Source organism: Microbacterium sp. NPDC087589, from assembly GCF_044743635.1.
GTDB lineage: Bacteria > Actinomycetota > Actinomycetes > Actinomycetales > Microbacteriaceae > Microbacterium.
Genome location: NZ_JBIUWV010000003.1, coordinates 138,201 through 162,380, shown reverse-complemented (window position 1 = coordinate 162,380; position 24,180 = coordinate 138,201). Strand labels below are relative to the sequence as shown.

The window sequence follows — 24,180 nt, the reverse complement described above, 5'->3', positions numbered from 1 at the left end:
AACTTGCGACATGGCAAGCTCAATCCTTGACCTTCTTCGGATGCTGCGGTATTGGCACCCGAAGAAGGCCGAGAGGATCCTCCCGAGATCGCCTCAGGAGGCGATGTTGAGTTCGTTCCCCGGGATCGACGCCAGCAGACGCCGTGTGTACGGATCACGAGGGTTCGTGAAGATCTCCTCCGACGACGCCGCCTCGACGAGGGCTCCGTCCTTCATCACGCACACGTAGTCGCTGATCAGACGCACCACAGCGAGGTCGTGCGAGATGAACAGATAGCTGAGCCCGTACTCGGTCTGCAGATCGCCGAGCAGTGTCAGGATCTGATCCTGCACGAGCACGTCCAGCGCCGACACCGGCTCGTCGCACACGATCAGATCGGGAGAGAGTGCGAGCGCGCGGGCGATCGCGACGCGTTGCCGCTGTCCACCCGACAGCTCCGACGGATACCGCCGCAGCATGGACTGCGGGAGCGCCACGTCGTCGAGCAGCTGGCGGACGCGCTTGCGCCTGTCGGCACTGCTCCCCCGCTTGTAGAAGTCGAGCGGCTCGGAGATCAGGCGCTCGATCGTGAACATCGGATTCAGGCTCGAGTACGGATCCTGGAAGATCGGCTGCACCCGCTGACGGAAGTCCTTCGTCTCCGCTCGATCGAGCGATGCGATGTCCTTGCCCCCGTAGCGGATGAGTCCGCTCGTCGGCTCGATGATCTTCAGCAGCATCCGGGCCGTGGTGGTCTTGCCCGAGCCGGATTCGCCCACGATCGCGACCGTCTCGCCCCGGGGGATCGCGAGGGAGACATCGTTCACGGCGACGAAGTCCTCTTTCTGACCTCGGACCGGATACACCTTGGTGAGGTGCTCGAACTCGACGATGTTGTCGGCCGCCGGAGCGTCGGGGGTGACAGCATCCGCCGTCGCCGGAGCATCCGCCTCTTCGCCGGGGCGTTCGTCGACGCGGAACGCCTCCGGCCGCAGGCGCGCCGCCGCCACCGAGGGCGCCGCCGCCACGAGCGACTGGGTGTACGGATGCTGCGGAGCCTCGAGGATCTGCCGCGCCGGCCCCTGCTCGACGACCTTGCCTCGGTGCATCACGACGACGCGCTCGGCACGCTCGGCAGCGAGGCCCAGGTCATGTGTGATGAGCAGCACGGCGGTGCCGAGCTCGCGCGTCATCTGACCGATCTGGTCGAGGATCGTGTGCTGCACGGTGACGTCGAGCGCGCTGGTCGGCTCGTCCGCGATCAGCAGACGAGGCTTGCATGCCAGACCGATCGCGATCAGCGCCCGCTGACGCATGCCACCCGAGAACTCGTGCGGATACTGCTTCGCGCGGCGCTCAGGGTCGGGCAGGCCCGCGGCAGTGAGCGCCTCGACGACCTTCTCCTTCACGTTCTGCCGAGTGGCGAGACCGTGCGCGAGGAGAGTCTCGGCGACCTGGGTGCCGATCTTGGCGACCGGATTCAGGTTGGACATCGGGTCCTGCGGCACGAGGCCGATGTCACGCCCCCTGATGGTGCGCAGTTCGTTCTCGGAGGCACGCGTGATGTCACGGCCGTCGAGGCGGATGCTGCCCGCGGCGACGCGACCGCCCCCGGCGAGCAGCCCGATGATGGCCATCGCGGTCGTCGACTTGCCCGACCCCGACTCCCCCACGATCGCGACGGTCTCGCCAGGGGCGATCTCGAGGTCTACGCCCTCGACGGCGTGCACGACGCCGTCCATGGTGGCGAAGTCGACGGCGAGGCCCTCGACCGACAGCAGGGGCGCGTCCGTCGCCCGGTTCTCTTTCGCAGCGTTCATCGTGCTCTCGTCCTCGGGTCCATGGCCTCGCGCAGAGCCTCACCGAACAGGGTGAAGCCGAGTGCGGTGACCGCGATGCAGATGCCTGGCAGGAATGCCAGCCACGGCGCGATGGCGAGCTCGGCCTGCGCGTAGGTGAGCATGCGCCCCCACTCGGCCGTCTCGGGGCGACCGCCGCCGAGACCGAGGAACGACAGTGCCGCCGCATCGATGACAGCCGTCGCGAGCGTCAGCGTCCCCTGCACGATCACAGGCCCGATCGCGTTGGGCAGCACGTGCGACATCGTGATCTGACCGCGTCCGAGACCCAGGGTCTGGGCCGAGAGCACGTAGTCGCTGGATCGCTGCTGCAGCATCGACGCGCGCAGGAGGCGCGCGAAGATCGGCACCTGTGATGCACCGATCGCGATCATCACCGCGAAGGGCGTCTGACCCAGGATCGCGGCGATCGAGACGGCCAGCAGCAGGTTCGGCACCGAGAGGATGATGTCGACGATGCGCATGATGAGCGTGTCGACCCATCCGCCGAAGGTGCCGGCGAGAAGGCCGAGGATCATTCCGCCGACCAGACCCAGCGCGGTCGAGATGACACCGATCAGCAGCGACGCCTGCGCACCCCAGATGAGCTTGGAGAGCACGTCGCCGCCGAAGCGGTCGAGGCCGAGAGGGAACTCGGGCAGCTCGCCTGGCCCTGGGATGTTGGTCGGAGTGATGTACTTCGCTCCGGGGAGCGCGGTCTCGGGGTACGGCGCGAGAATCGGAGCGAGTACGGACACCAGGATGAACACCAGGACGATGCCGGCGCCGATCCAGGCGGTGGGGTTGCGGCGGAGGCGGCGGAAGACATCGCGCCAGAATCCGCCTGGCCCCTCCTTGAGGCCGGCCTGATTGACGGAGACGGTGTCGACGACCGAACCGCTCGCCGCCGAGGGACCTTGTGCAGGTGGGAGCGAGATGGTCATGACGCCATCCCCTTTCGGAGAACGAGACGGGGCATCACTGCACCCGCACTCTCGGATCGATGAAGCTGTAGGACACGTCGACCGCCAGGTTGATCAGCGCATACGCGATCGCGATGAAGATGATGAACCCCTGGAGCACCGGGAAGTCCCGAGTGAAGATCGCCCTCGCGAGGAAGGATCCGATGCCGGGGAATGCGAACACCGTCTCGGTGAGCACCGCCCCCGAGATCAGGAGTCCGGTCTGCAGGCCGATGGTCGTGATCACCGGCAGCATCGCGTTGCGCAGGATGAAGCGACTGCGCAGCGTCGACGAGCCGACGCCCTTCGCGCGGCCCGTGCGCACATAGTCGGCGTTCTGCACCTCCAGAACGCTCGCCCTGGTGATGCGGACGATGATCGCGAGCGGGATCGTGCCGAGCGCGAGTGCTGGGAGGACCAGATGCATGAGCGCATCCCAGGAGGCGTCGAACTCGCCGGTGATGATGCCGTCCCAGACGTAGAACCCCGTCGGGTGCGTGGCATCTATTCGTGGGTTCTGACGACCGTCCGAGGGAAGCCAGCCGAGCTGCACCGCGAACACGTACTTCAGGATGAAGGCGAGGAAGAACACCGGGATGGTGATGCCGACGAGGCTCAGCACCACCGACGCATGGTCCGTGAACTTGCCGTGGCGGCGAGCCGCCCAGTAGCCGAGCGGGATTCCGATGCCGACGGCGAAGATGAGCGCGAGAACGCTCAGCTCGAGCGTCGCGGGGAAGCGCCGGAAGAACTCCTCCGTCACGGGCCGGTTCGTCTGGATCGATGTTCCGAAGTCGCCCTGCAGGAGGCGGCCGACCCAGATGAAGTACTGCTCCAGGATCGGCCTGTTGAAACCGTAGAGTTCGTTGACCCTGGCGACGGCCTCAGGGGTCGCCTTCTCGCCGAGAAGAGCGACGGCCGGGCCGCCTGGCAGGGCCCTGACCCAGGCGAACAGCAGGATGCTGAGGCCGATCAGGGTGGGAATGAGGAAAAGCAGTCGCCTGCCGATGGTGCGCAGCAAGAGGTCTCCGTTGATCAGAAGGTACGCCGGTCCCGGGCCTCCGCGGCGAGCGCGGAGACCCGGGTGGGCATCTCAGTCGGTCAGACCTACTCGGTGAGGACGATGTCTGTGAAGACCTCGTCGTTCACCGGGCTGGCGGGGTAGCTCTCGACGCGAGGATCGAACGCCAGTGTCGGCGCCGGGTGCGCGATCGGAACGCCCGGGATGAACTGCGCGACCATCTCGTTGATCTCTTCGTACAGCGCCGTCTGGTCCTCGATGTTGGAGACGCCGCGTGCCTCGTTCAGCTTCTGGAACAGCTCGGGGTTGTCGAAGCCCCACTCAGAGCTCTGCTGGCCGAAGAAGACGCCGACGAAGTTGTCGGTGTCGTTGTAGTCGCCGGTCCAGCCGAGCAGGTGGATGCCGTGGTCGGCCGTTCCCGTGGTGCGGTCGAGGTACTCGACCCACTCCTCCGAGACCGGGGTGGTCTCGACGCCGACCTCGGAGAGCTGCGACGAGAGCACCGTGAAGATCTGCTCGGGGTCCGGCATGTACGGACGCGAGACGTTGACCGGGTAGTTGAAGGTCAGCTTCAGCGGGTTGGCTTCGTCGTAGCCTGCCTCTGCGAGCAGCGACATGGCCTTCTCGGGGTCGTAGTCGTACGTGGTGACGTCGGGGTTGTAGCCGTTGACGGTGTCGGGCACGAACTCGATCGCCTTCTCGGTGCCCTCCGGCAGCACCTGGCTGATCAGTGCGTCCTTGTCGACCGCGTACGAGAGAGCCTCACGGACCTTCGGGTCCTGCAGCTCGGGGATCGCCTGGTTGAACGCGAGGTAGAGGATCGTGAAGGGAGGGCGCGACACCATGGTGAAGCCGTCGTCCTGCAGCGCCTTGGTGTCGGCGGGGCCGACGAGGTCGTAGCCGTCGATCGAGCCGGACTCGAGCGCCTGACGACGAGCGGTCGGGTCGTCGATCGTGCGGAAGATGATCTCGTCGATCTGGCCGGGCTCGCCCCAGTAGTCGTCATAGGCCTTGAGCGTGACCTGCTCGCCCGGTGCCCACTCGTCGAACTGGTAGGGGCCGGTGCCGACCGGGTGGCCCATCGCGTACTCGGAGAGCACGGGAGCCTCTGCGGAGCCGCCCACGTCGTCGGCGCCGAAATCCTGCAGTGCCGAAGGGCTCTGCATCGAGAACGACGGCAGCGACAGCGACGCGACGAAGCCGGCGAACGGCTTGTTCAGGTCGATCGTGACGGAGGTGTCGCCGTCAGGGGTACAGGACTTGTAGACGGCGTCCGCCGGGCTGTCGGCGTAGCCCTTGAAGAGCTTGTTGTAGTAGTAGCCGAACGCCTCCGATGCCGCGAGGCCGGTCCAGTTGTACCAGCGGTCGAAGTTCGCACACACGGCCTCGGCGTTGAACGGGGTGCCGTCGTGGAAGGTGACGCCCTCCTTCAGTGCGAAGGTGTGGCTCATGCCGTCGTCGGATGACTCCCACGACTCGGCGAGCAGCGGTGCCGGGTCGGCCGTGCCTGGTTCGGTGCCCACGAGCCCCTCGAACATCTGCCGCGAGACACGGAAGCTCTCGCCGTCCTGGGCGAATGCGGGGTCGAGGCTGGCCGGGTCGGAGGATGCGGCGAACACGAATGTGCCGTCGACGTCTCCGGCAGCCTCTCCGCCGTCGTCGCTGCGCTCGCTGGCGACGCAACCGGAGAGGACCAGACCCGCGAGTGCGGCTCCGGTGACGGCGAGGAGTCCTCGCCGACGCATGACTGAGTGGTGCATTGTGTGACCTTCCTGTCGAGCGCTGCTGTGCGCATCCCGGAGACATCGTCGACTCCGGAACGGTGATGCCTCGACGCTACCCAGTGCGCATACCGATGCAAACACCTCCAGGTTGCATTCCTGTTACGGATGTCCGACGCCGGGGTCGATCCGGTAGCCTCCAGAACGTGCCCGACACATCTCCCCTCGCCGTCTGCGTCGGCGAGGGCCTCGTCTCTTTCGTCCCCGCCACCGCCGCTCCCCTCGAGGACGTGCGCACTTTCCATCGATCCCTCGCCGGGGCGGAGTGGAACACCGCGATCGCGCTGGCATCCGCAGGAATCCGCACGGCTGTCGTGTCTCGCGTGGGTGACGACGGCTTCGGGCGGTTCCTCACGTCCGAGCTGCGCAGGCACGAGGTCGACGATTCGGCTGTGGACGTCGACGCGGAGGCCCCCACCGGTCTCTACGTCAAGGAGCTATCGCCTCGCCCGGACGGTTCCATCGACGGGACGATGCACTACTACCGCTCGGGTTCGGCGGCCGCGGCGCTGTCGCCCGCGACCCTCGAGTCCCCCGTGGCATCCGCTCTCCTGGCTCAGGCAGCACTGGTGCACACCTCGGGGATCACGCCCGCCCTCTCGGACTCCGCTCGCGCAGCGCAGGATGCCCTGTTCGATGCGCCCCGCGACGGCCGGCTGCTCAGCTTCGACGTGAACTGGCGCCCCGCACTCTGGCGCGGACGCCAGGACGAAGGGCGCGCAGTGATCTCTGCCTACGTCCGCCGCGCCGACATCGCGTTCTGCACTCGCCCCGACGCGGAGGCGGTGTTCGGCACCGCCGAGCCGGATCGGCTGCGCGAGCTGTTCCCCGAGCCGAGATATCTGATCGCCACGAGCCCCGACGGCGCCGTGGCGTTCGACGGAGCGGAGCGCACCGACAGCAGGTCGCTCGACGTCCCCGTCGTGGAATCCATCGGCGCGGGAGACGCTTTCGCCGCCGGATTCCTCGCCGGCGTGCTGTCCGGGCTCTCCCTCACCGGCAGCCTCGCCCGCGCGCACAGGATCGCGACGAGAGCGCTGGTCAGCACCCGCGATCACATCGACTGATCGCCCCTCTGCATCGCTGTCGATGACATCGCAGTCACCCGCCGACGATCGCGCGCGAGACTCGGCGGCTGCTGTCAACGATGGCGACGGGACGCCGCAGCGTCGTGCGTGAGCTGCAGTGGGATGACCACGGGTTCACCCCGGTGCTGCACGACCCGCACGAAGAGGATGTCCACCAGGGCCAGCTGCGCGATGCGGCTCGACATCGCCGCCATGCGGAACGGCGACTCCTGCGCATACGTGATCAGCGCGATGTCGGCAGCGAGCGCGAGCGTCGAGTCGGGCGCGCTCGTGATCGCCACGGACAGCGCGCCCGCGTCTCGGGCGATCTCTACCGCGCGGACGACCTCCTGGGTCTCGCCTCCATGCGAGAAGGCGATGACGACGTCGGCCGAGGTCCGCAGCGACGCCGTCGTGAGGGCGAGATGCGGATCAGCGGAGTGCGCGACCGAGCACCCGATGCGAGAGAGCTTCTGCTGAAGATCCTGGGCGGTCAACGACGAGGCCGCCTGGCCGAACAGATCGACGTGGCGGGCCGCCACGACGGCTCTCGCGACCCTGTCGAGTGCGTCCGCATCGAGCCCGAGCGCCGTCTTCTCGATCGCGTCGATCTCCTGAGCCGCGAGCTTCGCGGCGATCGCCGACGGCTCGTCGTCAGGATCGATCGCCGTGGTGTCGAGACCGAAACGTGCCCGCTGCGCCTGAGCGAGCGTGACCGTGCGGGCGACCGCGACCCGCAGCTCCCGGTATCCGCTGAAACCGAGCGACTGCGCGAATCGCGCCACGGTCGACAGAGATGTGTGGCAGAGCTGCGCGAGATCGTTGATGGCGAGATCGACGACGAGCGTGGGGTCGCCGAGGATCGTCTCCGCGACCCGTGCTTCTGCAGCACTCAGTCGAGGAACGGATCGGCGCACCAGCGCGAGAACATCGTCGTCCACGGTGTCATCCTGCCTCAGTCGGGCGGACCTGCGCTGCCGGGCGACGGATCGGCGCGGCGCGAGGGCACGCCGGTCAGCCGATCTCTGGCAGCCTGCGCACCGATCCTGCTCGCGGATGCGACCTCCACGACGGGAAGCGGCAGAGGCCGCCGGGCCGCGAGTCCGACGTTGACCACGACCGCCTCGGGGTCGCGCACAGCGGCGCGCTCGACCAGTGAGCGCTGCGCGTCATCGGCGTCAGGCCGGTCGAGAAGGATGACCGTCAGCCCCGCAGCGAGAACCGCTTGCTCGAGGGCGGCGTCCTGCTCCTTGACCGACGTACGGGCGACGTCGACACGAACACGGTAGCCGTCGGCGGCGAGCGTCTCAGCCACATACGCGGAGGCGCTGTCGACGGCGAGAGTCGAACGGCGGCGGGCGTCGACGACCGCGAGCGCATCGGCATCCGCTGCCGTTCCCGTGATCGCTCGTCGGACGATCTCCGATCCGTCGTAGCCGACAGGAGGCACGGTGACGGCACGGGCGTGGAGGGTCTCCGCCAGACGGGCGACCCGCCGAGCCGCAGCGGCGAGTCGTTCGCGCGGCAGCGAGCCGTCGCTCACTGCCGCGAGGATCCCGTCGCGCGCGGCGAGGAAGTCTCGTCTGTCCTGGTCGGGGAGCGTGGATTCACCCCGGTTGGTCGGGTTGCCGATGCACAGCAGATCAGCGCCGGCCGCCAGGGCACGAGCGGCGCCCTGGCCGATGCCGACGGTCTCGCGGATGGCCGCCATGTCGAGCGCGTCCGAAATGATGACACCGTCGAAACCCCAATCGCGCAGCATCCCGAGCACCCGCGGATTGAGCGTCGCCGGCTCCTGCCCCCACGCGGGAACCACGATGTGCGCGGTCATGATGGCATCGACTCCCGCGGCGATCGCGGCACGGAACGGCGCGAGGTGCACGCGTTCGAACTCTTCGAAGCCGAGCGAGATCTCGGGCAGCGCATGATGCGAATCCAGATGCGTGTCGCCGTGTCCGGGGAAGTGCTTGACGCACGCGGCGACCGCGTTGCTCTGCAGGCCGTCGACCGCCGCCTGCACGTGTCGGGCCACGAGTTCTTCGTCGCTGCCGAACGAGCGGACGCCGATCACAGGGTTTCGCGGATCCGTGTTCACATCGGCGACGGGACCGAGCACGACGTTGGCGCCGATCGCCGCGACTCGTCGAGCAAGCTCCGCACCGGAGTCCCTCGTCGCCTCGACGTCGTCGACGATCCCGAGCTGGGCCGCCCCCGGGAGGGTGGATCCCGCCGTGGACTCGAGGCGCGTGACGTTGCCGCCCTCCTCGTCGATCCCGATCAGGGCGTTCGGGTTGGCGCGAAGGATCTCGTCGCTCAGGGCGGGCAGCCCATCGCCGACGTTCTGGCTGAAGTACACGGCACCCGCCAGGCCGTCGTGCAGTTCGGCGAGAAGCCACGCCGGCGCCTCCGTGCCGAGGAAGCCCGGCCAGAGCACCGCATTCGCGAGGCGCGTGAGCTCGTCGGTCATCCCTTCACAGCTCCGGCGACCATTCCGGCCGAGAGGCGACGCTGCACGATCACGAAGAAGATCATGACCGGGATGGTGATGATCGTGGACGCCGCCATGATGCTTCCCCAGTCGTTGGAGTGCAGGCCGAAGAACGACTTCAGACCGATCGACACCGTGTACTGGTCGGTCGCGCCGCCGAGGATCGTCATCGCGAAGATGAACTCGTTCCAGGCCGTGATGAAGCTGAAGATGCTGGTGGCCACGAGGCCGGGCATGACGAGCGGCAGCAGGATCGAGCGGAACATCCGCCACCAGCTGGCGCCGTCGATGTACGCGGCCTCTTCGAGCTCGACCGGAACCGCGGCGACGAATCCGCGCAGCATCCAGATTCCGAACGCGAGCGAGAGCGCGACGTAGACGACCATCAGACCGAGGATGCTGTTGAGCAGCCCGAGGCTCTTCACCTGCAGGAACAGCGGGATGACGAGGGCCTCGAGCGGCACCATCTGCACGATGAGGATCATCATGAGGATGGTGGTGCGGAACTTGAAGCGGAAGCGCGCGACGGCGACCGCCGCGAGCAGGCACACGAGCGCGCTGACGAGCACCGTGACGAGGGCCACGATCGCGGAGTTGCGCAGATAGGTGCCGAAGCCGCCGTCGGTGAGCACGTACGCGAAGTTGTCGAACGTGAACTCCTGCGGGAGCAGCGACTGACCGCCGCTCGAGGCCTTGGCGTCGAAGGCGCTGGACACCATCCAGTACACCGGGAACAGCGTGAAGATCAGGACGGCGGCGATCGCGATGCCGGTGCCGAGGCGCGACATGGCGGACGGGCGGGGGTTCACAGCTCGTCCTCCTTCATGAGGGAGCGGATGTACACGATCGTGATTCCGATCAGCACGAGGGTGAGCAGCACGGCGAGGGCGGCGCCGAACCCGTAGCGGTTCTGGCCGAAGGATTCGACATACGACCAGACGCCGAGGTTGAGCACCGACCGGTTGCCTCCCCCACCGCCCGGCATCAGATAGACCTGCGCGAAGACCTTGAAGTCCCAGATCGTCGACAGGATGATGACGACCGAGAAGACGGGCTTGAGCGTCGGGAAGATGATCTTCCAGAAGCGCTTCCAGGCGTTCGCCCCGTCGAGTGCTGCGGCCTCGAGCATCTCCTTCGAGACGCCGAGGAGGCCGGCGAGCACCGTGATCGCCACGAACGGGAAGCCGTGGTGCACGACGTTGAGCAGCACGATCGCGTAGAACGACCACTGGTTGGTGAACCAGTTGACCGGCTCGTCCATCAGGCCGAGGTTCTGCAGCGTGGTGTTGAAGATGCCTCGGTCGGCATCGAAGATGAACGTCCAGACATAGGTGCCGGTCACGGCGGGCATCGCCCACGCGACCATGATGCAGCTCGAGACGATGGTGCGCCATACCGTGCCCAGCTTCGCGAGCAGTAGCGCGACCAGCGTGCCGACCGCGACCGTGACGAACACCGCGACAGCAGCGAAGCCGACGGTGTTCGGCAGGACGACGGTCCAGAGTGTCGGGTTGGTGAGCGCCTCGACGTAGTTGTCGACGCCGATCCAGTTGTTCTCGCCGGTGTTGATCTCGCGCAGACCGTAATCCTGCAGCGAGAAGATGAACACCTGGATGAGCGGCCAGAGCATGAGCACCGCGAGGATGACCAGCCCGGGCGCGAGAAGAAGCCAGGGGCGGGCCGTGAGCAGCGAGAGTCCTCGCTTCCGTGGCCGGCCGCCGGCCACGGAAGCGGAGGTGGACTCCGCCTTCGTGGCCGGCAGTGGCGCTTGCACCATCGACATGAAGGGATACAGCCTTACTTGTTGAGCAGCTCGGTCATCTCAGCTGCGGCATCCTTCGTCGCCGTGGCGACGTCCTTCTGCCCGCCGAGGATCGCCTGGATCATCGAGTTGGTGGTCTTCTTCGCCTGCACGGCTCCGAAGTTCGGGGTGACGGGCACGGATGCGCCGCCCTCGACCATCTGCTGCGCGAACGGAGCCACGAGCGGGTCGGTCGAGGCGAGAGCCGCTTCCATCGCCGACTGGACGCCGGGGAAGTAGCCGGTCTCGTCAGCCCACTGCTCGGCGAACTCGCCGGTGGTCATCAGCTTGACGAACTCCCACGCGAGGTCGGCGTTCTCCGTCGTGTTGAAGACGGACAGGTGCGAGCCTCCGAGCACCGACGGAGCGATTCCGCCGTCCTCACCGGGGATCACGGCTGCGCCGATCTTGCCCTCGAGCTCGGGGTTCGCCTCGATCAGAGCCTTCGGGGTCCACGAGCCCGAGAGCATCATGGCGACGTTCCCCTGAGTGAAGGAGTCACGGAGGTCGGTCTCCTTCCACGTCGTGGCACCGGCGGAGGAGAAGCCGTGCTCGGTGGCGAGTCCGGTGTAGAACTCGATGCCGGCCTGCGACTCGTCGCTGTCGAGCTCGCTCGTCCAGGTGTCGCCGCCGAGGGTGGCGACCTCGCCGCCCGCGCCCCAGACCCAGGGGTACACCTGGAACTCGGCGTCGCCCGCGACGGGGAACGGCAGCATGTCGGGCTTGGCGGCCTTGATCGCCTCACCGGCGGTCACGATGTCATCCCACGTCTTCGGAGCCTCGAGACCGAGCTCCTCGAAGACATCGGTGCGGTAGACGATCGAGCGGACACCGGCGTACCACGGCATGCCGTACAGCTCTTCGTCGTAGGTGCCGGCGACCGCGAGTCCTTCGACGAGGTCGTCACGCAGGCCGTCTTCCGCGTCGACGTACTCGTCGAGCGGCTCGAGGGCGCCTGCGTCCGCGAACTCCGCGGTCCAGGTGGTGCCCGTCTCGGCGATGTCGGGCGTCGTGCCGCCGGCGATCGACGTGACGAAACGGTCGTGGGCGTCGGCCCACTGGATCTCTTCGATCTTGACCGTGGCCCCGGTCTCGTCTTCGAAGGCGCTCGAAACCTCGTCGTAGAACGCGGTCGCGTCGGGGTTCGTGCCCTTCATGATCCAGACGGTGAGCTCCTGGCCCTCTCCGTCGACGGCTCCGCCGGTGGCTGCTCCGTCACCGGCACAGGCCGCCAGGCCCAGTGTGGCCACGGCGCCCAGCGCCACGACCGGAAGAATGCGCTTGTGCATCAGGGATCTCCTCTTTGAACGTCCTGGCGGCATCGGGTGCCTACCACGTAGGAAAAAGTATTCATCACTAACTAATTCCCTGCAAGTTATTCTCGGAAACGTCATCCGGCCGTAACATCGGCCCCGGCGGGCAGACTCGCGGCGTGCCAGGACCCTCGCCCCGGAGGTCTCAGGGCGCAGTGAGCGCGTAGTCTCGGAGCATGGGCAGGACGCGAGCGAAGGACACCGAGCACCCGCAGGCCCGTCTCGACCACGGAGGCACAGCCCGCATCGTGCCGTCGGAGTTCACCACCGGCTTCGAACTCATCGTCGACGACACCCCGCAGTCGCACGTCGACCTCGATGACCCCACGCACCTGCACTTCGAGTACATCGTGCGCATGGGCGCCGTGATCGACCAGCTCGCGGCTGGCCCCCTCACCGCCGTGCACCTGGGAGCGGGAGCACTGACGATCCCCCGCTACATCGAGGCCACGCGACCGGGTTCGCGACAGCAGGTGATCGAGCTCGAGGCCCCGCTGGCCGCACTCGTGCGCGAGCAGCTACCGCTGCCGAGAGGCGCGTCGATCAGGGTGCGGATCGGTGACGCCCGCGAGGGTGCCCGCCGTCTTCCGCCTGCCCTCGTCGGCAGCTGCGATCTGGTGGTCTCCGACGTGTACTCGGGCGCCCAGACACCCGCCCACCTCACCAGCATCGAGTTCTACCGCGAACTCGCCGAGCTTCTCGCGCCTCGAGGTGTGCTGCTCGTCAACGTCGCCGACGGCCCCGGGCTCGCCTTCGCGCGGCGCCAGGTCGCGACGATCGCGGAGGTGCTGCCCGAGATCGGCGTCCTCGCCGATACGCAGGTGCTGAAGGGCCGCAGGTTCGGCAACCTCGTGATCGCGGCGTCGGCCGCTCCGCTGCCGAGCGAATGGCTGCCCCGAATGCTGGCCGCCGGACCGCATCCTGCGAAGATCGCCCAGGGGGCCGAGGTGACCGCCTTCGTGCAGGGCGCGCGCGTGGTCACGGACGCGGATGCCGTCGCCTCCCCTCGCCCGGATGCCTCACTGTTCCTCCGCTGAACGTTGCGATGTCACGGATCGCGATCCGGATGCGGGCTCCGTGGGGCGTGCCGCCCCGAAGACCGCGCCGTCGCGAGGCACACTGGACGGGGGACGCTGCGGAAGGAGAGCAATGAGTTTCATCCAGGGATACGACCAGGAGAGCCTTCGCGAGCTGGTCGACCTCGGTGAATGTGCCGCGCGGCTGGAGGAGATCGAGAGTCAGCGGAGCCTTCCGGCCCTGCTGGAGCGGGTCTGGCTGTTGAAGGTCCTCGGCCGTCTCGACGAAGCGCTCCCCCTCGCCGACGAGGCCGTGCGCCAGTCGCGCATGGCCGGTACGCGCAAGGACGTCCTCCGTGCGCGGGTGCTCCACGCCACGATCCTGCAATACCGCGGCGCACACGCCGCGGCCGCACAGGAACTCGCCACGTGCGCCGCCGAGGCTGAGGGACAGCGCTGGGTCTCGATCGCGGCGTTCGCCCACCACCATCACGGCAAGAACGCGTACGAAGCCGGCGACTATGAGACGGCCCGCGAGAGCTTCAAGCAGTCTCTGTTCCTGCGCCGTGAAGCGGGAGCCCAGGACCGAGAGCTCGAGACGGTGCTGCTCGCGATCGAAGCCGCCGAACGGCGGCGTACGACACAGCTCGTCGCCGGCTGACGTTCCGTTGAGCGGTGATGTCGGCGGTATGGCCTAGCCTGATCGCATGGCGGAACTTGACCGGGTGCGCGTCTGGGGCGAGGCACTGATCACGATGCACCTCGATGACAGCTGGTCGTTCGGCTTCGACCACGCCAAGCGTCGTGCCGGGCAGTGCGACTACACGAAGAAGCGCATCACCGTGTCCCGATATCTCGCGGCTCGATTCGAGGACGACGAGATCCATCAGGTGCTGCTGCACGAGGTGGCGCATGCGCTCGCCGGTCACGAGGCAGCCCATGGCGCGACCTGGAAGCGCGTGGCCCGCGACCTGGGCTATGTCGGTGGAACGACGCATCATGGCGAGACCGCGGTCGAACTCGCGCCATGGGTCGGTCGATGCCCCGCCGGTCACGTCACCTACCGTCACCGGCGCCCGTCGCGCGCGACGTCGTGCGCGCGATGCTCGCGGTCTTACGACGCCCGTTATCTCTTCGACTGGACACGTCGCGAGATCACGGCCGACACGAGGCTCGCCGCCCAGATGTCGCGCTGACAGCACACCAGCGCGGTCGAATGTCAGCGCGGTTGCGGGCCCGTTTCGGGATCGGCTTCGGGCGCCGAATCCGACTGCGGCTGCGCCTCATCGGCGAGCTCATCGGCGGCGGCCCCGTCATCCGCGACCGTGTCATCAGACCGCTCATGCTCCGCACCGGTGTCGCTCGCGCGTGCGGCTCGTCGACGCAGGAATGCTGCCACGGCTCGCCAGCCGACGAGGAAGAGTCCGAGCACGAGTGTCGTGACGATGACGAACGCGATCTGAGCGGTGTCCCCCGCTGAGACCCGCAACAGGAGCCCGCAGACGACCGTGACCACCCAGACGACGGCGCCCCAGCCCAACGACCACGGACGACGCGGCCTCGCCGGCAGCAGAGCGGCCACGACGTGACCCACCAGCAGCGCGACGAGGAAGGGCCAGGCGGTGATCAGGAACCCGGCGGGGCTCTCACCGTGCGAGGCACGGCCGATCACGGCGAAGACGAGCACCAGGACGGCATCGACGATGAAAGCGGGGACGAACCTCATGCCACGACCCTACGTCGGGAGTGGCGAAACCCGCGCCGAGTGCACGGCCTGTTGCCGACCGCACTGCGAGTCCAGGAAGGAGAGATGCTCCGTCGCCGCGATTCCGGACGAACGAGTCAGTCGAACGCGACGAAGACCCCGTCGCGCAGCACGGGTACGACATCGAGGGCATCGAGCTCGGCGGCGCTCGTCGTCGTCGTCGGGACCACCCCGGATGCCTGCATCCGATCGGTCGCTGCCACCCCGTCTGCGAGCTCGCGTGCCGATCCGCTCGCACTCACCATATGGCGCAGCGCTCTCTTCAGCGCCCGGAATCCCTCGGCCGCCACGGCCGCATCGGGCCCGGTGTGGTCGATGCCGAGATCGGTCAGCGCGGCGACGATCGCTCCGGCCCCCAGGTGGTCCTCGACCGCGAACCGCACGGCTCCGTCAGCGTCGGCTTCGCCCGCCGCGATCACGTTCACCGACGTGCGCGCCTGATTGCGATCCTGCAGCGTCGCGATCGCTCGCGCCACCGCCGAGGCATTGCGGAGACTTCCGATCAGCACCACCGCCCCACCACCATGGGCGGCGATCGCTGCGCCGTTGCGAGACCACACGCGTGCGTCGTCGAGCGAGACGGTGGACCCGGATGCGACGGCGTCCGCCACCGTCGACGAGAAGCGGAGCACATCGACGACCACGACGACATCGGCGGCCGCGAGGCGGTCGATGCCGTCGACGCCCCATTCGAGGCGCACCTGATATGTGGACTGGTCGAACGGAGACGGCATCCGTCCAGCCTAGAACGACCGCACGCGCCAGCACGCCCCGATGACCGATTGGGTCACGGGGCGTGCTGGGCGCGCGGATGCCGTCAGTCTGCGGCGAGCGCATCGACCGGCGCCACGCGGGTAGCGAGACGGGTCGGCGTCGCAGCGGCGACCAGGGTCAGCACAGCGGTCGCCACGACGATGATGACGACGGGCAGCCACGGCACGTGCGGCGCGACGAGCCCGGCGGGCTCGAAGTCGGGCAGGGTCGGCACGGACCCGAGCAGAGACTGCGCCGCGATCCATCCGTACGCGATGCCCAGGATCAACCCGGTCAGCGTCGCGGCCACCGTGATGTGCGCGGCCTCGAGCAGCACCATGCGGCGCACCTGCCCATTGGACAGGCCGATCGAGCGAAGGAGTCCGAGTTCGCGGCGACGCTGCACGACGCCGATCGTCAGAAGATTGACCAGTCCGACCGCGGCGATCACCGCGGACACGGCGACGAGCACCATCATCACCGACGCGAAGGCGTCGAACGGAGTGAAGAACTCTGCGGGCGTCTCGCCCTCGACCTGGCCGATCAGCATCTGCTTGACCGATTCGAGCGCGACCGCGAACATCGTGACGAGCGTGACTCCCATCACGACGCCGATCGCCATGCGCGACGAGCGCTCGGGATAGCGCAGGGCATTCTCGGCCGCGAGCCGCGCGGTGGCGCTCGATCCGAACATCCTCCCCACCAGACGCAGCACGGGTGGCATGAACAGCACCGATCCGAGCGCGAGTCCCGTGAACGACAGCAGTCCGCCGAAGAAGGCCACGACCACCCCGAGCGGATGCGCGAGACCGACGACGACGCCTGCCGCGAGCAGGACGGTGCCTGCGACCAGCAGCACCCACGCGCCGAGGTGACGCCCGGGGCGGGACATCTCTTCGTGGCTGCGCTCGACCGAGCCGCCGATCGCCTGCAGCGGTGTGACGGTGAGCACGCGTCGAGAGCCCGCCCAGGCCGCAGCCCAGGTGGTGAGGGCGACGCCGATCACGGGCAGGGCGATGAACGGCTGGGCGAGAGTGAACCCCGTCGGCAGGTTCTCGATCAGCCCGGAGCCGATCTGCACACCGACGGCTGCGATCCCGAGGCCCGAGAGCAGCCCGAGTGCCGCGCCGATGACGCCGACCACGAGCCCCTGACTGCCGACCTCGGCGCGCTGCGACCGAGCGGTCGCGCCGATGAGGCGCATCAGCGCGATCTGACGAGTGCGCCCGGCGATGATCGTCGAGAAGGTGTTGGCGGTGACGATCGCCGCGACGTACATCGCGACGCCTGTGAGGAGCACCGAGAGCAGGCCGACGACGAACGCGAGGGTCTCGCTGTCACCGATGAACGGGTCTGCCTGGAGCACCGCTCCGAGGTATGCCGTGGTCTCGACCAGCACCACTCCGAAGGCGGCCGAGAGCGTCGCGACCAGGACGCTGGCTCCCATCCCCCGGTCGCGCAGCCATGCCAGGCGCGGACCGGTCGCGGACGTCTGCGCGACGACAGTGCGGGCCGGAGACTCGATGACGGCGCTCATGCCGCGACCTCGGCGGCGAGCATGTAGGCCGAGATCTGCTCAGCGCTCTGACGCGGATGATCGGCGACGATCCGTCCGTCGCCGAGGAACAGCACCCGGTCGGCGTAGCTCGCCGCGATCGCGTCGTGCGTGACCATCGCGATCGACTGCCCGTGCTCGCGACTCGCGGTCGCGAGCAGCTGCAGCACCTCGCGTCCGGTCTTCGAGTCGAGGTTGCCGGTCGGCTCATCGGCGAAGACCAGGTCGGGTGCCGTGGCGAGCGCACGGGCGATCGCCACGCGCTGCTGCTGGCCGCCCGACAGCTGATGCGGTCGGTGCTGCAGCCGTGATCCGAGCCCGAGCGTCTCGATCAGTCCATCGATGCGCGCCTTCTCGATCGCACTGGGTCGGCGTCCGTCGAGCTCGAACGGCAGCATGATGTTGCCGAGGGCAGTGAGCGTCGGCACGAGGTTGAACGCCTGGAAGATGAAGCCGACTCGGCGACGACGAAGGATCGTCAGGTCGAGATCGCCGAGTTCCGTGATCTCGGTGTCGCCGATCCAGCTCCTCCCCTGCGTCGGGGTGTCGAGGCCGGCCATGATGTGCATGAGCGTGGACTTTCCCGAACCGGACGGCCCCATGATGGCGGTGAACTGCCCGCGGCGGATGCCGACGCTGACGTCGTCCAGCGCGTGGACGGTGCCCTCGCCGGCGCCGTAGGTCTTCGTGAGGTGCTGGACGCGGGCTGCGAGCCCGAGGTCGGTGGTCGTGATCTCCATGCCTTCGACGCTACGGACGGCGGGGGTGCCACCGCGTCGCCCTGACGGCGCATCCGTCTACATCGCAAGGATGATCCCGCGGGCGCCCGTGCGGTCAGGCGAGCCCGTGCTCGAAGGCGAAGACCACGAGCTGCACGCGGTCACGCAGGGTGAGTTTCGTCAGGATGCGACTGATATGAGTCTTCACGGTGGCCTCGCTGAGGTACTCACGTGCGGCGATCTCGGAGTTCGACAGGCCCCTGGCAGCGAGCGCGAAGATCTCACGCTCACGGTCTGTCAGCGCGGAGAACTGCACGGGCACCGGTTTCGGCGCCTCGGCGAAGTGCTCGAACAGCTCACGTGTGGCGGAGGCGGCGATCACGCTCGAACCGGAGTGCACGGTGCGGATCGCCGCGAGGAGGAACTCGGGGTCGGCGTCCTTGAGCAGGAATCCGCTGGCCCCCTGACGGATGGCACGAGCGGCCGCCTCGTCGAGATCGAAGGTGGTGAGCATCACGATGCGGGGAGGGTCGGGCTGAGCGAGGATCTCGGCGGTCGCGGCCAGACCGTCCATGACCGGCATCCTGATGTCCATCAGCACCACATCCGGTCGCGTCGCACGCACGAGAGCGACGCCCTCGCGGCCGTCGCCCGCTTCGCCGACGACGTCGAGGTCGGGCTGCGAGGCGAGCAGCATGCGAACGCCGGCGCGGAACAGCGCCTGATCATCGACGAGGACGACCCTGATCATGCGACTTCTCCGATCGGGAGCGAGGCGGCGACGACGAACTGTGCGCCCTGACGCTCCGCCTGAAGGCTACCCCCGACGAGCTGCGCCCGTTCGCGCATGCCGATCACTCCGTGGCCGGCGCCGATCTGCGGCTGCTCGCGCCCCACGGTGTTGCGCACCTGGATGTCGACGCGATCAGGAAGCCAGGCGAGGTGCACATCGACCGATCCGTCGCCGTGTCGGATGGCATTGGTGAGCGCTTCTTGCAGGATCCGATACACCGCGAGCTGGATCGCCCCCGGTGGCTCCCCCGGTGGCATCGGATCGACGGTGATGCGGGGCTCGACGCCGGCCTGCCGCACCTGCGCGAACAGAGCTTCGAGGTCTGCGAGCGTCGGCTGGGGTCCGTCGCCCTGGCGGTGGCGCAGCTGGGTGAGCAACAGTCGCACGTCGCTCAGGGCGCCGCGAGCGGTCTGAGCGATGGTGCCCAGAGCTTCGGTGGCCATCTCGGGCTTCGCAGCGGCCGCATACCTGGCGCCGTCGGCCTGGGCGATCACCACGGCCAGGGAGTGAGCGACGATGTCGTGCATATCGCGGGCGATTCGCACGCGCTCCTGCTCCTCAGCCGCGAGCGACTCCGCCTCCAGCTGGGCGGACCGTGTGCGTCGGGCGCGGAGGATGACGCGCCACAGCAGGCCGCAGACCCACGCGAAGCCGAGAGCGAGCACCGAGACGACGAGGAGCAGCGTGCCGGTGGTCAGCTGATCCCAGCCGCTGGTTCCGGAGGTCACACCGTTCACGACCACCAGGTAGACGGCCGATACGAAAGCGCCGAACAGCGCCGAGCCGAATCCCCACCACAGCACGACCCGGGATCCCCAGGCGGCGGTCGCATAGAGCACGAGGAGGATGGCGACATCGATGGGCAGCGGTCCGAATCCGGAGAGCATCTGCACGATCGCCCCCGCCCAGGCCGCGGCGAGCGCGAGCCCGGGAGCGAGCCTGCCGATCGCGACGCCGCCGAACATCAGGATGCCCGCGATCACGATCGCCGCGACCGCAGCGCCGTCGATTCCCTGGCCGAGCGTCCCCGGACCGTAGAACACCACCGAGAACGGAGTGAGGATGACGAAGAGCAGCGCCGCCCCGACGATGTCGAGCACGAGCGCCGTGCGGGAGAGGGGGCGGATCACTCCCCCACGCTACGCGGCACGGCATCCGCCTCGCATCCGCCTGCAGATGTATCCGCGGCGCGTGTCAGGCGCGGGCGATGATCTCGCCGTGCGGCACGAGGTACCACCCGTCGCCGTCGTCGGCCCAGCGCTTCCACGCATCACTGATCGCCTGTAGGTCGTTCGGCGTCGCCATGTCGCTGTCGACCAGTTGCCGCGCGAGTGCGGACTCGAGGATGCGATCTGCCCACATGCCGCCCCACCAGGCGCGCTCCTCGGGAGTCGCGTACGTCCAGTTGGAGGTCGTCGCCGTCACGTCGTCGAACCCGGCCGCCCGCGCCCAGGCGAGCAGACGTCGTCCGGCGTCGGGTTCTCCGCCGTTGGCTCGTGCCGCGCGCCGGTAGAGGTCGAGCCATCGGTCGAGCTCGGGCAGCATGGGGAACCAGATGAAGCCCGCATAGTCGGCGTCGCGTGCCGCCACCACTCCCCCCGGCGCCGTCACGCGGCGCATCTCACGAAGCGCCTGCACCGGATCACCGACGTGCTGCAGCACCTGGTGTGCATGCACGACGTCGAAGGTGTCGTCGGCGAAGCTCAGCGCATGCACGTCTTCGACCGCGAAATCGAGGTTCTGCAGGCCTCTGCTCGACGCGAGATCGCGCGACAGCGAGAGCGCGTTCTCATCGATCTCGGTCGCCGTCACGTGGGCGACGATGCCGGCGAAGTCGACCGTGATGCTGCCGGGTCCCGCTCCGACGTCGAGAAGTCTGGTGGTCTCGGCCAGGTGCGGGCGGAGGTACTCGGCGGAGTTGGAGATGTCGCGGCTGCTGTGCGAGCGGAGAACGGTCTCGTGATGTCCGTGCGTATAGGTGGCCATGACTCAGTCTGGCAAGAAACCTCTCGCAGAACGGAATCGACCGTCAGTGCAGCTCGAGGACGGCCAGCCGGATCGACTCGCGATCCGGCTTGCCGGAGGCCAGCACGGCGAGCTCGTCGACCATGATCAGCCGCACGGGGCGCGCATGCTTGCCGAGCTCCTCCGCCACGAGATCCCGTGCGTGCGAGAGTTGCTCGGCCTCGCTGCGCCGCAGCACCTCGCCGCGCGGCGCGACGATCACCGAGGCCTCGCCCCATCGTTCATCCGGCACGCCGACGACCACGGCGCCCGTGAGTCCTGGAACGCTGCGGACCAGCCGTTCGACGCGGTCGAGGGAGATGTTGATGCCGCCCGAGACGATCACGTTGTCGGCACGACCGTGCACGCGCACCACACCGTCGTCGAAGAGGCCGAGATCGCCGGTGTGATACCAGCGGATGCCGTGCTCGTCGCGCGTGAAGTTCTTCGCGGTCAGCTCCCCGTCGCCGAGGTACCCGTCAGCGAGCATCGGACCTGCGATGCGCAGCTCGCCGTCGACGGTGCGCACGGCGACTGTGTCGAGGGGAACGCCGTCGTACACGCATCCTCCGCTGGTCTCGGTGGAACCGTACGTGCGGACGAGACGGATGCCGAGATCGGCGGCCCGCTCCCGCAACGGCACCGGCAGCGCCTGCCCTCCGACGAGGATCGCGCGGTAAGCCCGCAGCGCGGCGCGGACGGGCGCGTCATCCGCGGCATCGAGCAGCGTCGACAGCTGTGCGGGAACGAGGGATGTGTACAGCTCGGGGATCGAGAGGGATGCCCCGGACGACGGTCGGAGCATCGACAGCGTCGCATCGGCGAAGGACTCCGGAGAGAAGCGACCCCTCAACGCGACCGGATGCGTGCCCGCGATCAGAGACCTCACGACCACCTGGAGTCCGGCCACGTATCCGGCCGGGAGGGCGAGCAGCCAGCGTCCGCCGCCGACCCTCGCGGCCGTGGCTTCGACACTCGCTCGCAGCGCCTCGCTGCTCAGGGCGACGCGTTTGGGAACGCCGCTCGAGCCCGAGGTGGCGATCACCACGGCCGTGCCGTCCGGCACCGATCTCGGCGCGTCACCCAGCATCCCGAAGCCGAGCGCCGGCCCGCCGTCGAGCGCTCGCGCCAGGGCGTCACGCAGTTCGGCCGGATCCTCGGCATCCGTCGGCGTCAGCGCGACCATGTCCGTCTCGATCCGCTCAGTAGTGCCAGGGGAACGACGACCAGTCGGCGTCGCGCTTCTCGAGGAACGAGTCGCGGCCCTCGACCGCCTCGTCGGTGCCGTAGGCGAGGCGCGTGGCCTCGCCCGCGAACACCTGCTGCCCGACGAGCCCGTCGTCCACGGCGTTGAACGCGAACTTCAGCATGCGGATCGCCGTGGGCGACTTGGTGAGCACGGTGCGCGCCATCTTCAACGCTTCGCGCTCGAGCTCGGCGTGGGGGACGACACGGTTCACGGCCCCCGCCTCGTAGGCCCGCTGCGCCGAGTACTCCTCCGCGAGGAAGAACACCTCGCGTGCGAACTTCTGACCGGTCTGCCTCGCCATGTAGGCCGAACCGTAGCCGGCGTCGAAGCTGCCGACGTCGGCGTCGGTCTGCTTGAACCGCGCCTCCTCGGCAGAGGCGATCGTGAGGTCGCAGACCACGTGCAGAGAATGACCGCCGCCGGCCGCCCACCCGGGAACGACGGCGATGACGACCTTGGGCATGAAACGGATAAGGCGCTGGACCTCGAGGATGTGCAGGCGACCCACGGCCGGCTGCGCCGACGCGTCCTGGGTTGCTGAGCCTGCATCCTGGGTTGCTGAGCCTGTCGAAGCATACTTGTAGCCGTCGCGGCCGCGGATGCGCTGGTCTCCGCCCGAGCAGAACGCCCAGCCCCCGTCCTTCGGGCTCGGCCCGTTGCCTGTGAGCAGCACGGCACCGATGCGAGGGTTCTGCCGTGCGTCGTCGAGCGCGCGATAGAGCTCATCGACCGTGTGCGGACGGAAGGCGTTGCGCACCTCTGGGCGGTTGAACGCGATGCGAGCGACTCCGCCGTCCTTGCTCACGTGGGCGGTGATGTCGGTGTAGTCCTCGGCACCGGGCGCGAGCACCCATTCGTCCGGGTCGAACAGGTCTGAGACGAATGCGCTGGTCACAGCATCCAGCCTATTCCCGCGGGGGTTGCACACGCAGACGGCGTCGCCCCGAAGCCGGATTCCGCAGGGCCATCGCCCACGCCGTCTTCGCACCTGCAAGTACCGTGGGGGAATGATGATCGAGATCTCCCGCATCGATCCCTTCGACGACGCCGAGGTGGCTGCGTGGTGGGAGTGCTACGCCGCCGCCGAACGAGCGGACCGAGGCGCGGATGCCGTCGTCTGGTCTCGGGCGGAGAGCCGCAGCGAGCTGCAGCAGGAATCGGCCGTCGTCGACCGGCGCGCCTATCTGCTCCGTGACGGCGCAGACATCGTCGGATCCGCAAGCCTCGGGCTGCCTCTCAAGGACAACACGCACGTCGCGCACCTCGCGATCAGCGTGCCTCCTCGCCACAGACGACGGGGCATCGGCACCGAGGCGCTCGCCTTCCTCGAACGCGAAGCCGTGGCATCCGACCGCACGACCGCGCATAGTTCGGCGTCCTGGCCGTATGCGCTCGGGGCGGAGGGAGCGGGATCCCCCGGCCGCGAGTTCGCGAGGCGACACGGATACAGCCTCGCTCTCGGCGACGTGCAGAGCAGACTGCGGCTGCCGGTCGACCCCGCACTGCTCGACACGATCGAGCGCGACACCGCATCTGCGATCGCGCAGTACGAGATCCGAAGCTGGGTGGGCCGCATCCCCGACGACGTGGTCGAAGGCTGGACAATCCTCGATGCGACGCTCGAGACCGAGGCGCCCACCGGCGAGCTCGACATCGAACCGCAGAAGCCCGATGTCGACGGTATCCGCGAGAGCGAGGAGCTGCTCGATGCGCAGGGCCGAATCTCGTTCGGGACGATCGCACTCGCGCCGGACGGCGACGCCGCCGCCTATTCGCAGCTCGTGGTGTCGACCGACGACGGCAACGCCTATCAGTGGGGAACCCTCGTCCGCGCGGCCGACCGAGGTCACCGGCTCGGCATCGCGGTCAAGGTCGCCAACCTGCGGATGCTGCACCGCGAGGCACCTCAGGCACGCGCCGCCTACACCTACAACGCCGAATCGAATGCGCACATGCTCGCTGTGAACACGGTGCTCGGCTTCAGCCCGAGCGAACGACTGGGCGAACTGCAGAAGCGTCTGCTCTGAGGAACCTCCGTCGGCACGGCGGATCCCCGCAGCGGCTCGGACAGAGCA

The 24,180-nt window shown here is 68.3% G+C and carries 23 protein-coding genes; 5 read left to right on the top strand and 18 right to left on the bottom strand.

Going from position 1 to position 24,180, the window contains the following annotated elements; translation table 11 throughout:
- Positions 1–93: 93 nt before the first annotated feature.
- From ACIOU8_RS08955 to ACIOU8_RS08940, 4 genes are all read right to left on the bottom strand, one after another.
- Entirely contained in the window at positions 94–1,800 is a 1,707-nt protein-coding gene (locus ACIOU8_RS08955; RefSeq protein WP_400788275.1) for an ABC transporter ATP-binding protein, read from the bottom strand.
- A complete protein-coding gene (locus ACIOU8_RS08950) occupies positions 1,797–2,762 on the bottom strand; it encodes an ABC transporter permease (protein ID WP_400788272.1) in 966 nt (321 codons plus the stop codon). The genes ACIOU8_RS08955 and ACIOU8_RS08950 overlap by 4 nt, the downstream gene beginning before the upstream one ends.
- 34 nt (positions 2,763–2,796) lie before the next feature.
- Positions 2,797–3,801: an ABC transporter permease gene (locus ACIOU8_RS08945; RefSeq protein ID WP_400788270.1), complete on the bottom strand. Its 1,005-nt coding sequence runs from the start codon at positions 3,799–3,801 to the stop codon at positions 2,797–2,799.
- Between the two features lie 86 nt (positions 3,802–3,887).
- Positions 3,888–5,561 carry an ABC transporter substrate-binding protein gene (locus ACIOU8_RS08940; protein ID WP_400788268.1) on the bottom strand — a complete coding sequence of 558 codons (1,674 nt, stop codon included), beginning with the start codon at positions 5,559–5,561 and terminating at the stop codon, positions 3,888–3,890.
- 167 nt (positions 5,562–5,728) lie between these two features.
- Here ACIOU8_RS08940 and ACIOU8_RS08935 point away from each other — a divergent pair, with 167 nt between their 5' ends.
- A complete protein-coding gene (locus ACIOU8_RS08935) occupies positions 5,729–6,649 on the top strand; it encodes a sugar kinase (protein WP_400788266.1) in 921 nt (306 codons plus the stop codon).
- 74 nt (positions 6,650–6,723) lie between these two features.
- Here ACIOU8_RS08935 and ACIOU8_RS08930 read toward each other — a convergent pair whose 3' ends face one another.
- From ACIOU8_RS08930 to ACIOU8_RS08910, 5 genes are read right to left on the bottom strand one after another with little or no spacing between them, the layout of a single operon-like run.
- Positions 6,724–7,590: a MurR/RpiR family transcriptional regulator gene (locus ACIOU8_RS08930; RefSeq protein WP_400788264.1), complete on the bottom strand. Its 867-nt coding sequence runs from the start codon at positions 7,588–7,590 to the stop codon at positions 6,724–6,726.
- Between the two features lie 14 nt (positions 7,591–7,604).
- Positions 7,605–9,116: a glycoside hydrolase family 3 N-terminal domain-containing protein gene (locus ACIOU8_RS08925; RefSeq protein WP_400788262.1), complete on the bottom strand. Its 1,512-nt coding sequence runs from the start codon at positions 9,114–9,116 to the stop codon at positions 7,605–7,607.
- Positions 9,113–9,946: a carbohydrate ABC transporter permease gene (locus tag ACIOU8_RS08920; protein WP_400788260.1), complete on the bottom strand. Its 834-nt coding sequence runs from the start codon at positions 9,944–9,946 to the stop codon at positions 9,113–9,115. The genes ACIOU8_RS08925 and ACIOU8_RS08920 overlap by 4 nt, the downstream gene beginning before the upstream one ends.
- A complete protein-coding gene (locus ACIOU8_RS08915) occupies positions 9,943–10,920 on the bottom strand; it encodes a carbohydrate ABC transporter permease (RefSeq protein WP_400788258.1) in 978 nt (325 codons plus the stop codon). The genes ACIOU8_RS08920 and ACIOU8_RS08915 overlap by 4 nt, the downstream gene beginning before the upstream one ends.
- Before the next feature lie 14 nt (positions 10,921–10,934).
- The gene (locus tag ACIOU8_RS08910; protein WP_400788256.1) at positions 10,935–12,227 is read right to left on the bottom strand and encodes a sugar ABC transporter substrate-binding protein; all 1,293 of its coding nucleotides are present in this window, start codon (positions 12,225–12,227) and stop codon (positions 10,935–10,937) included.
- Between the two features lie 200 nt (positions 12,228–12,427).
- On the opposite strand from ACIOU8_RS08910, the gene ACIOU8_RS08905 reads away from it, so the two are divergent.
- From ACIOU8_RS08905 to ACIOU8_RS08895, 3 genes are all read left to right on the top strand, one after another.
- Positions 12,428–13,288 carry a spermidine synthase gene (locus ACIOU8_RS08905; protein ID WP_400788254.1) on the top strand — a complete coding sequence of 287 codons (861 nt, stop codon included), beginning with the start codon at positions 12,428–12,430 and terminating at the stop codon, positions 13,286–13,288.
- A 112-nt stretch (positions 13,289–13,400) separates the two neighbouring features.
- Positions 13,401–13,928, top strand: a complete 528-nt coding sequence (locus tag ACIOU8_RS08900) for a hypothetical protein (RefSeq protein WP_400788252.1) — start codon at positions 13,401–13,403, stop codon at positions 13,926–13,928.
- 46 nt (positions 13,929–13,974) lie between these two features.
- A complete protein-coding gene (locus ACIOU8_RS08895; protein WP_140036311.1) occupies positions 13,975–14,463 on the top strand; it encodes a SprT-like domain-containing protein in 489 nt (162 codons plus the stop codon).
- A gap of 23 nt (positions 14,464–14,486) precedes the next feature.
- Here ACIOU8_RS08895 and ACIOU8_RS08890 read toward each other — a convergent pair whose 3' ends face one another.
- From ACIOU8_RS08890 to ACIOU8_RS08850, 9 genes are all read right to left on the bottom strand, one after another.
- Positions 14,487–14,993, bottom strand: a complete 507-nt coding sequence (locus ACIOU8_RS08890; RefSeq protein ID WP_400788249.1) for a DUF3054 domain-containing protein — start codon at positions 14,991–14,993, stop codon at positions 14,487–14,489.
- Between the two features lie 116 nt (positions 14,994–15,109).
- On the bottom strand, positions 15,110–15,766 hold the full coding sequence (locus ACIOU8_RS08885) for a 2-phosphosulfolactate phosphatase (RefSeq protein WP_400788247.1): 657 nt from the start codon (positions 15,764–15,766) through the stop codon (positions 15,110–15,112).
- Positions 15,767–15,849: 83 nt separating this feature from the next.
- A complete protein-coding gene (locus tag ACIOU8_RS08880; RefSeq protein WP_400788245.1) occupies positions 15,850–17,322 on the bottom strand; it encodes an FtsX-like permease family protein in 1,473 nt (490 codons plus the stop codon).
- Positions 17,319–18,080 (bottom strand): ABC transporter ATP-binding protein, encoded by a 762-nt coding sequence (locus tag ACIOU8_RS08875; protein ID WP_140036307.1) that lies wholly within the window; start codon positions 18,078–18,080, stop codon positions 17,319–17,321. Before ACIOU8_RS08875 ends, ACIOU8_RS08880 begins: the two co-directional genes overlap by 4 nt.
- 94 nt (positions 18,081–18,174) lie before the next feature.
- Positions 18,175–18,810: a response regulator gene (locus ACIOU8_RS08870; RefSeq protein WP_400788242.1), complete on the bottom strand. Its 636-nt coding sequence runs from the start codon at positions 18,808–18,810 to the stop codon at positions 18,175–18,177.
- Entirely contained in the window at positions 18,807–19,982 is a 1,176-nt protein-coding gene (locus ACIOU8_RS08865; RefSeq protein ID WP_400788240.1) for a sensor histidine kinase, read from the bottom strand. The genes ACIOU8_RS08870 and ACIOU8_RS08865 overlap by 4 nt, the downstream gene beginning before the upstream one ends.
- 64 nt (positions 19,983–20,046) lie before the next feature.
- A complete protein-coding gene (locus ACIOU8_RS08860; protein ID WP_400788238.1) occupies positions 20,047–20,838 on the bottom strand; it encodes a class I SAM-dependent methyltransferase in 792 nt (263 codons plus the stop codon).
- 43 nt (positions 20,839–20,881) lie between these two features.
- On the bottom strand, positions 20,882–22,042 hold the full coding sequence (locus tag ACIOU8_RS08855; RefSeq protein ID WP_400788236.1) for an AMP-binding protein: 1,161 nt from the start codon (positions 22,040–22,042) through the stop codon (positions 20,882–20,884).
- Positions 22,043–22,058: 16 nt separating this feature from the next.
- A complete protein-coding gene (locus ACIOU8_RS08850) occupies positions 22,059–23,000 on the bottom strand; it encodes a 1,4-dihydroxy-2-naphthoyl-CoA synthase (RefSeq protein ID WP_400788234.1) in 942 nt (313 codons plus the stop codon).
- A gap of 112 nt (positions 23,001–23,112) precedes the next feature.
- Between ACIOU8_RS08850 and ACIOU8_RS08845 the strand changes: the two genes are divergently transcribed.
- On the top strand, positions 23,113–24,132 hold the full coding sequence (locus ACIOU8_RS08845) for a GNAT family N-acetyltransferase (RefSeq protein WP_400788232.1): 1,020 nt from the start codon (positions 23,113–23,115) through the stop codon (positions 24,130–24,132).
- Positions 24,133–24,180: the final 48 nt, after the last annotated feature.

What these genes read in the sequence shown, in the direction of transcription:
- ACIOU8_RS08875 (WP_140036307.1), bottom strand. Translation starts at nt 18,080, where the DNA reads ATGGAGATCACGACCACCGACCTCGGGCTCGCAGCCCGCGTCCAGCAC.
- ACIOU8_RS08845 (WP_400788232.1), top strand. Translation starts at nt 23,113, where the DNA reads ATGATGATCGAGATCTCCCGCATCGATCCCTTCGACGACGCCGAGGTG.
- ACIOU8_RS08860 (WP_400788238.1), bottom strand. Translation starts at nt 20,838, where the DNA reads ATGGCCACCTATACGCACGGACATCACGAGACCGTTCTCCGCTCGCAC.
- ACIOU8_RS08915 (WP_400788258.1), bottom strand. Translation starts at nt 10,920, where the DNA reads ATGTCGATGGTGCAAGCGCCACTGCCGGCCACGAAGGCGGAGTCCACC.
- ACIOU8_RS08870 (WP_400788242.1), bottom strand. Translation starts at nt 18,810, where the DNA reads ATGATCAGGGTCGTCCTCGTCGATGATCAGGCGCTGTTCCGCGCCGGC.
- ACIOU8_RS08905 (WP_400788254.1), top strand. Translation starts at nt 12,428, where the DNA reads ATGGGCAGGACGCGAGCGAAGGACACCGAGCACCCGCAGGCCCGTCTC.
- ACIOU8_RS08900 (WP_400788252.1), top strand. Translation starts at nt 13,401, where the DNA reads ATGAGTTTCATCCAGGGATACGACCAGGAGAGCCTTCGCGAGCTGGTC.
- ACIOU8_RS08880 (WP_400788245.1), bottom strand. Translation starts at nt 17,322, where the DNA reads ATGAGCGCCGTCATCGAGTCTCCGGCCCGCACTGTCGTCGCGCAGACG.
- ACIOU8_RS08890 (WP_400788249.1), bottom strand. Translation starts at nt 14,993, where the DNA reads ATGAGGTTCGTCCCCGCTTTCATCGTCGATGCCGTCCTGGTGCTCGTC.
- ACIOU8_RS08885 (WP_400788247.1), bottom strand. Translation starts at nt 15,766, where the DNA reads ATGCCGTCTCCGTTCGACCAGTCCACATATCAGGTGCGCCTCGAATGG.
- ACIOU8_RS08950 (WP_400788272.1), bottom strand. Translation starts at nt 2,762, where the DNA reads ATGACCATCTCGCTCCCACCTGCACAAGGTCCCTCGGCGGCGAGCGGT.
- ACIOU8_RS08955 (WP_400788275.1), bottom strand. Translation starts at nt 1,800, where the DNA reads ATGAACGCTGCGAAAGAGAACCGGGCGACGGACGCGCCCCTGCTGTCG.
- ACIOU8_RS08925 (WP_400788262.1), bottom strand. Translation starts at nt 9,116, where the DNA reads ATGACCGACGAGCTCACGCGCCTCGCGAATGCGGTGCTCTGGCCGGGC.
- ACIOU8_RS08940 (WP_400788268.1), bottom strand. Translation starts at nt 5,561, where the DNA reads ATGCACCACTCAGTCATGCGTCGGCGAGGACTCCTCGCCGTCACCGGA.
- ACIOU8_RS08895 (WP_140036311.1), top strand. Translation starts at nt 13,975, where the DNA reads ATGGCGGAACTTGACCGGGTGCGCGTCTGGGGCGAGGCACTGATCACG.
- ACIOU8_RS08855 (WP_400788236.1), bottom strand. Translation starts at nt 22,042, where the DNA reads ATGGTCGCGCTGACGCCGACGGATGCCGAGGATCCGGCCGAACTGCGT.
- ACIOU8_RS08910 (WP_400788256.1), bottom strand. Translation starts at nt 12,227, where the DNA reads ATGCACAAGCGCATTCTTCCGGTCGTGGCGCTGGGCGCCGTGGCCACA.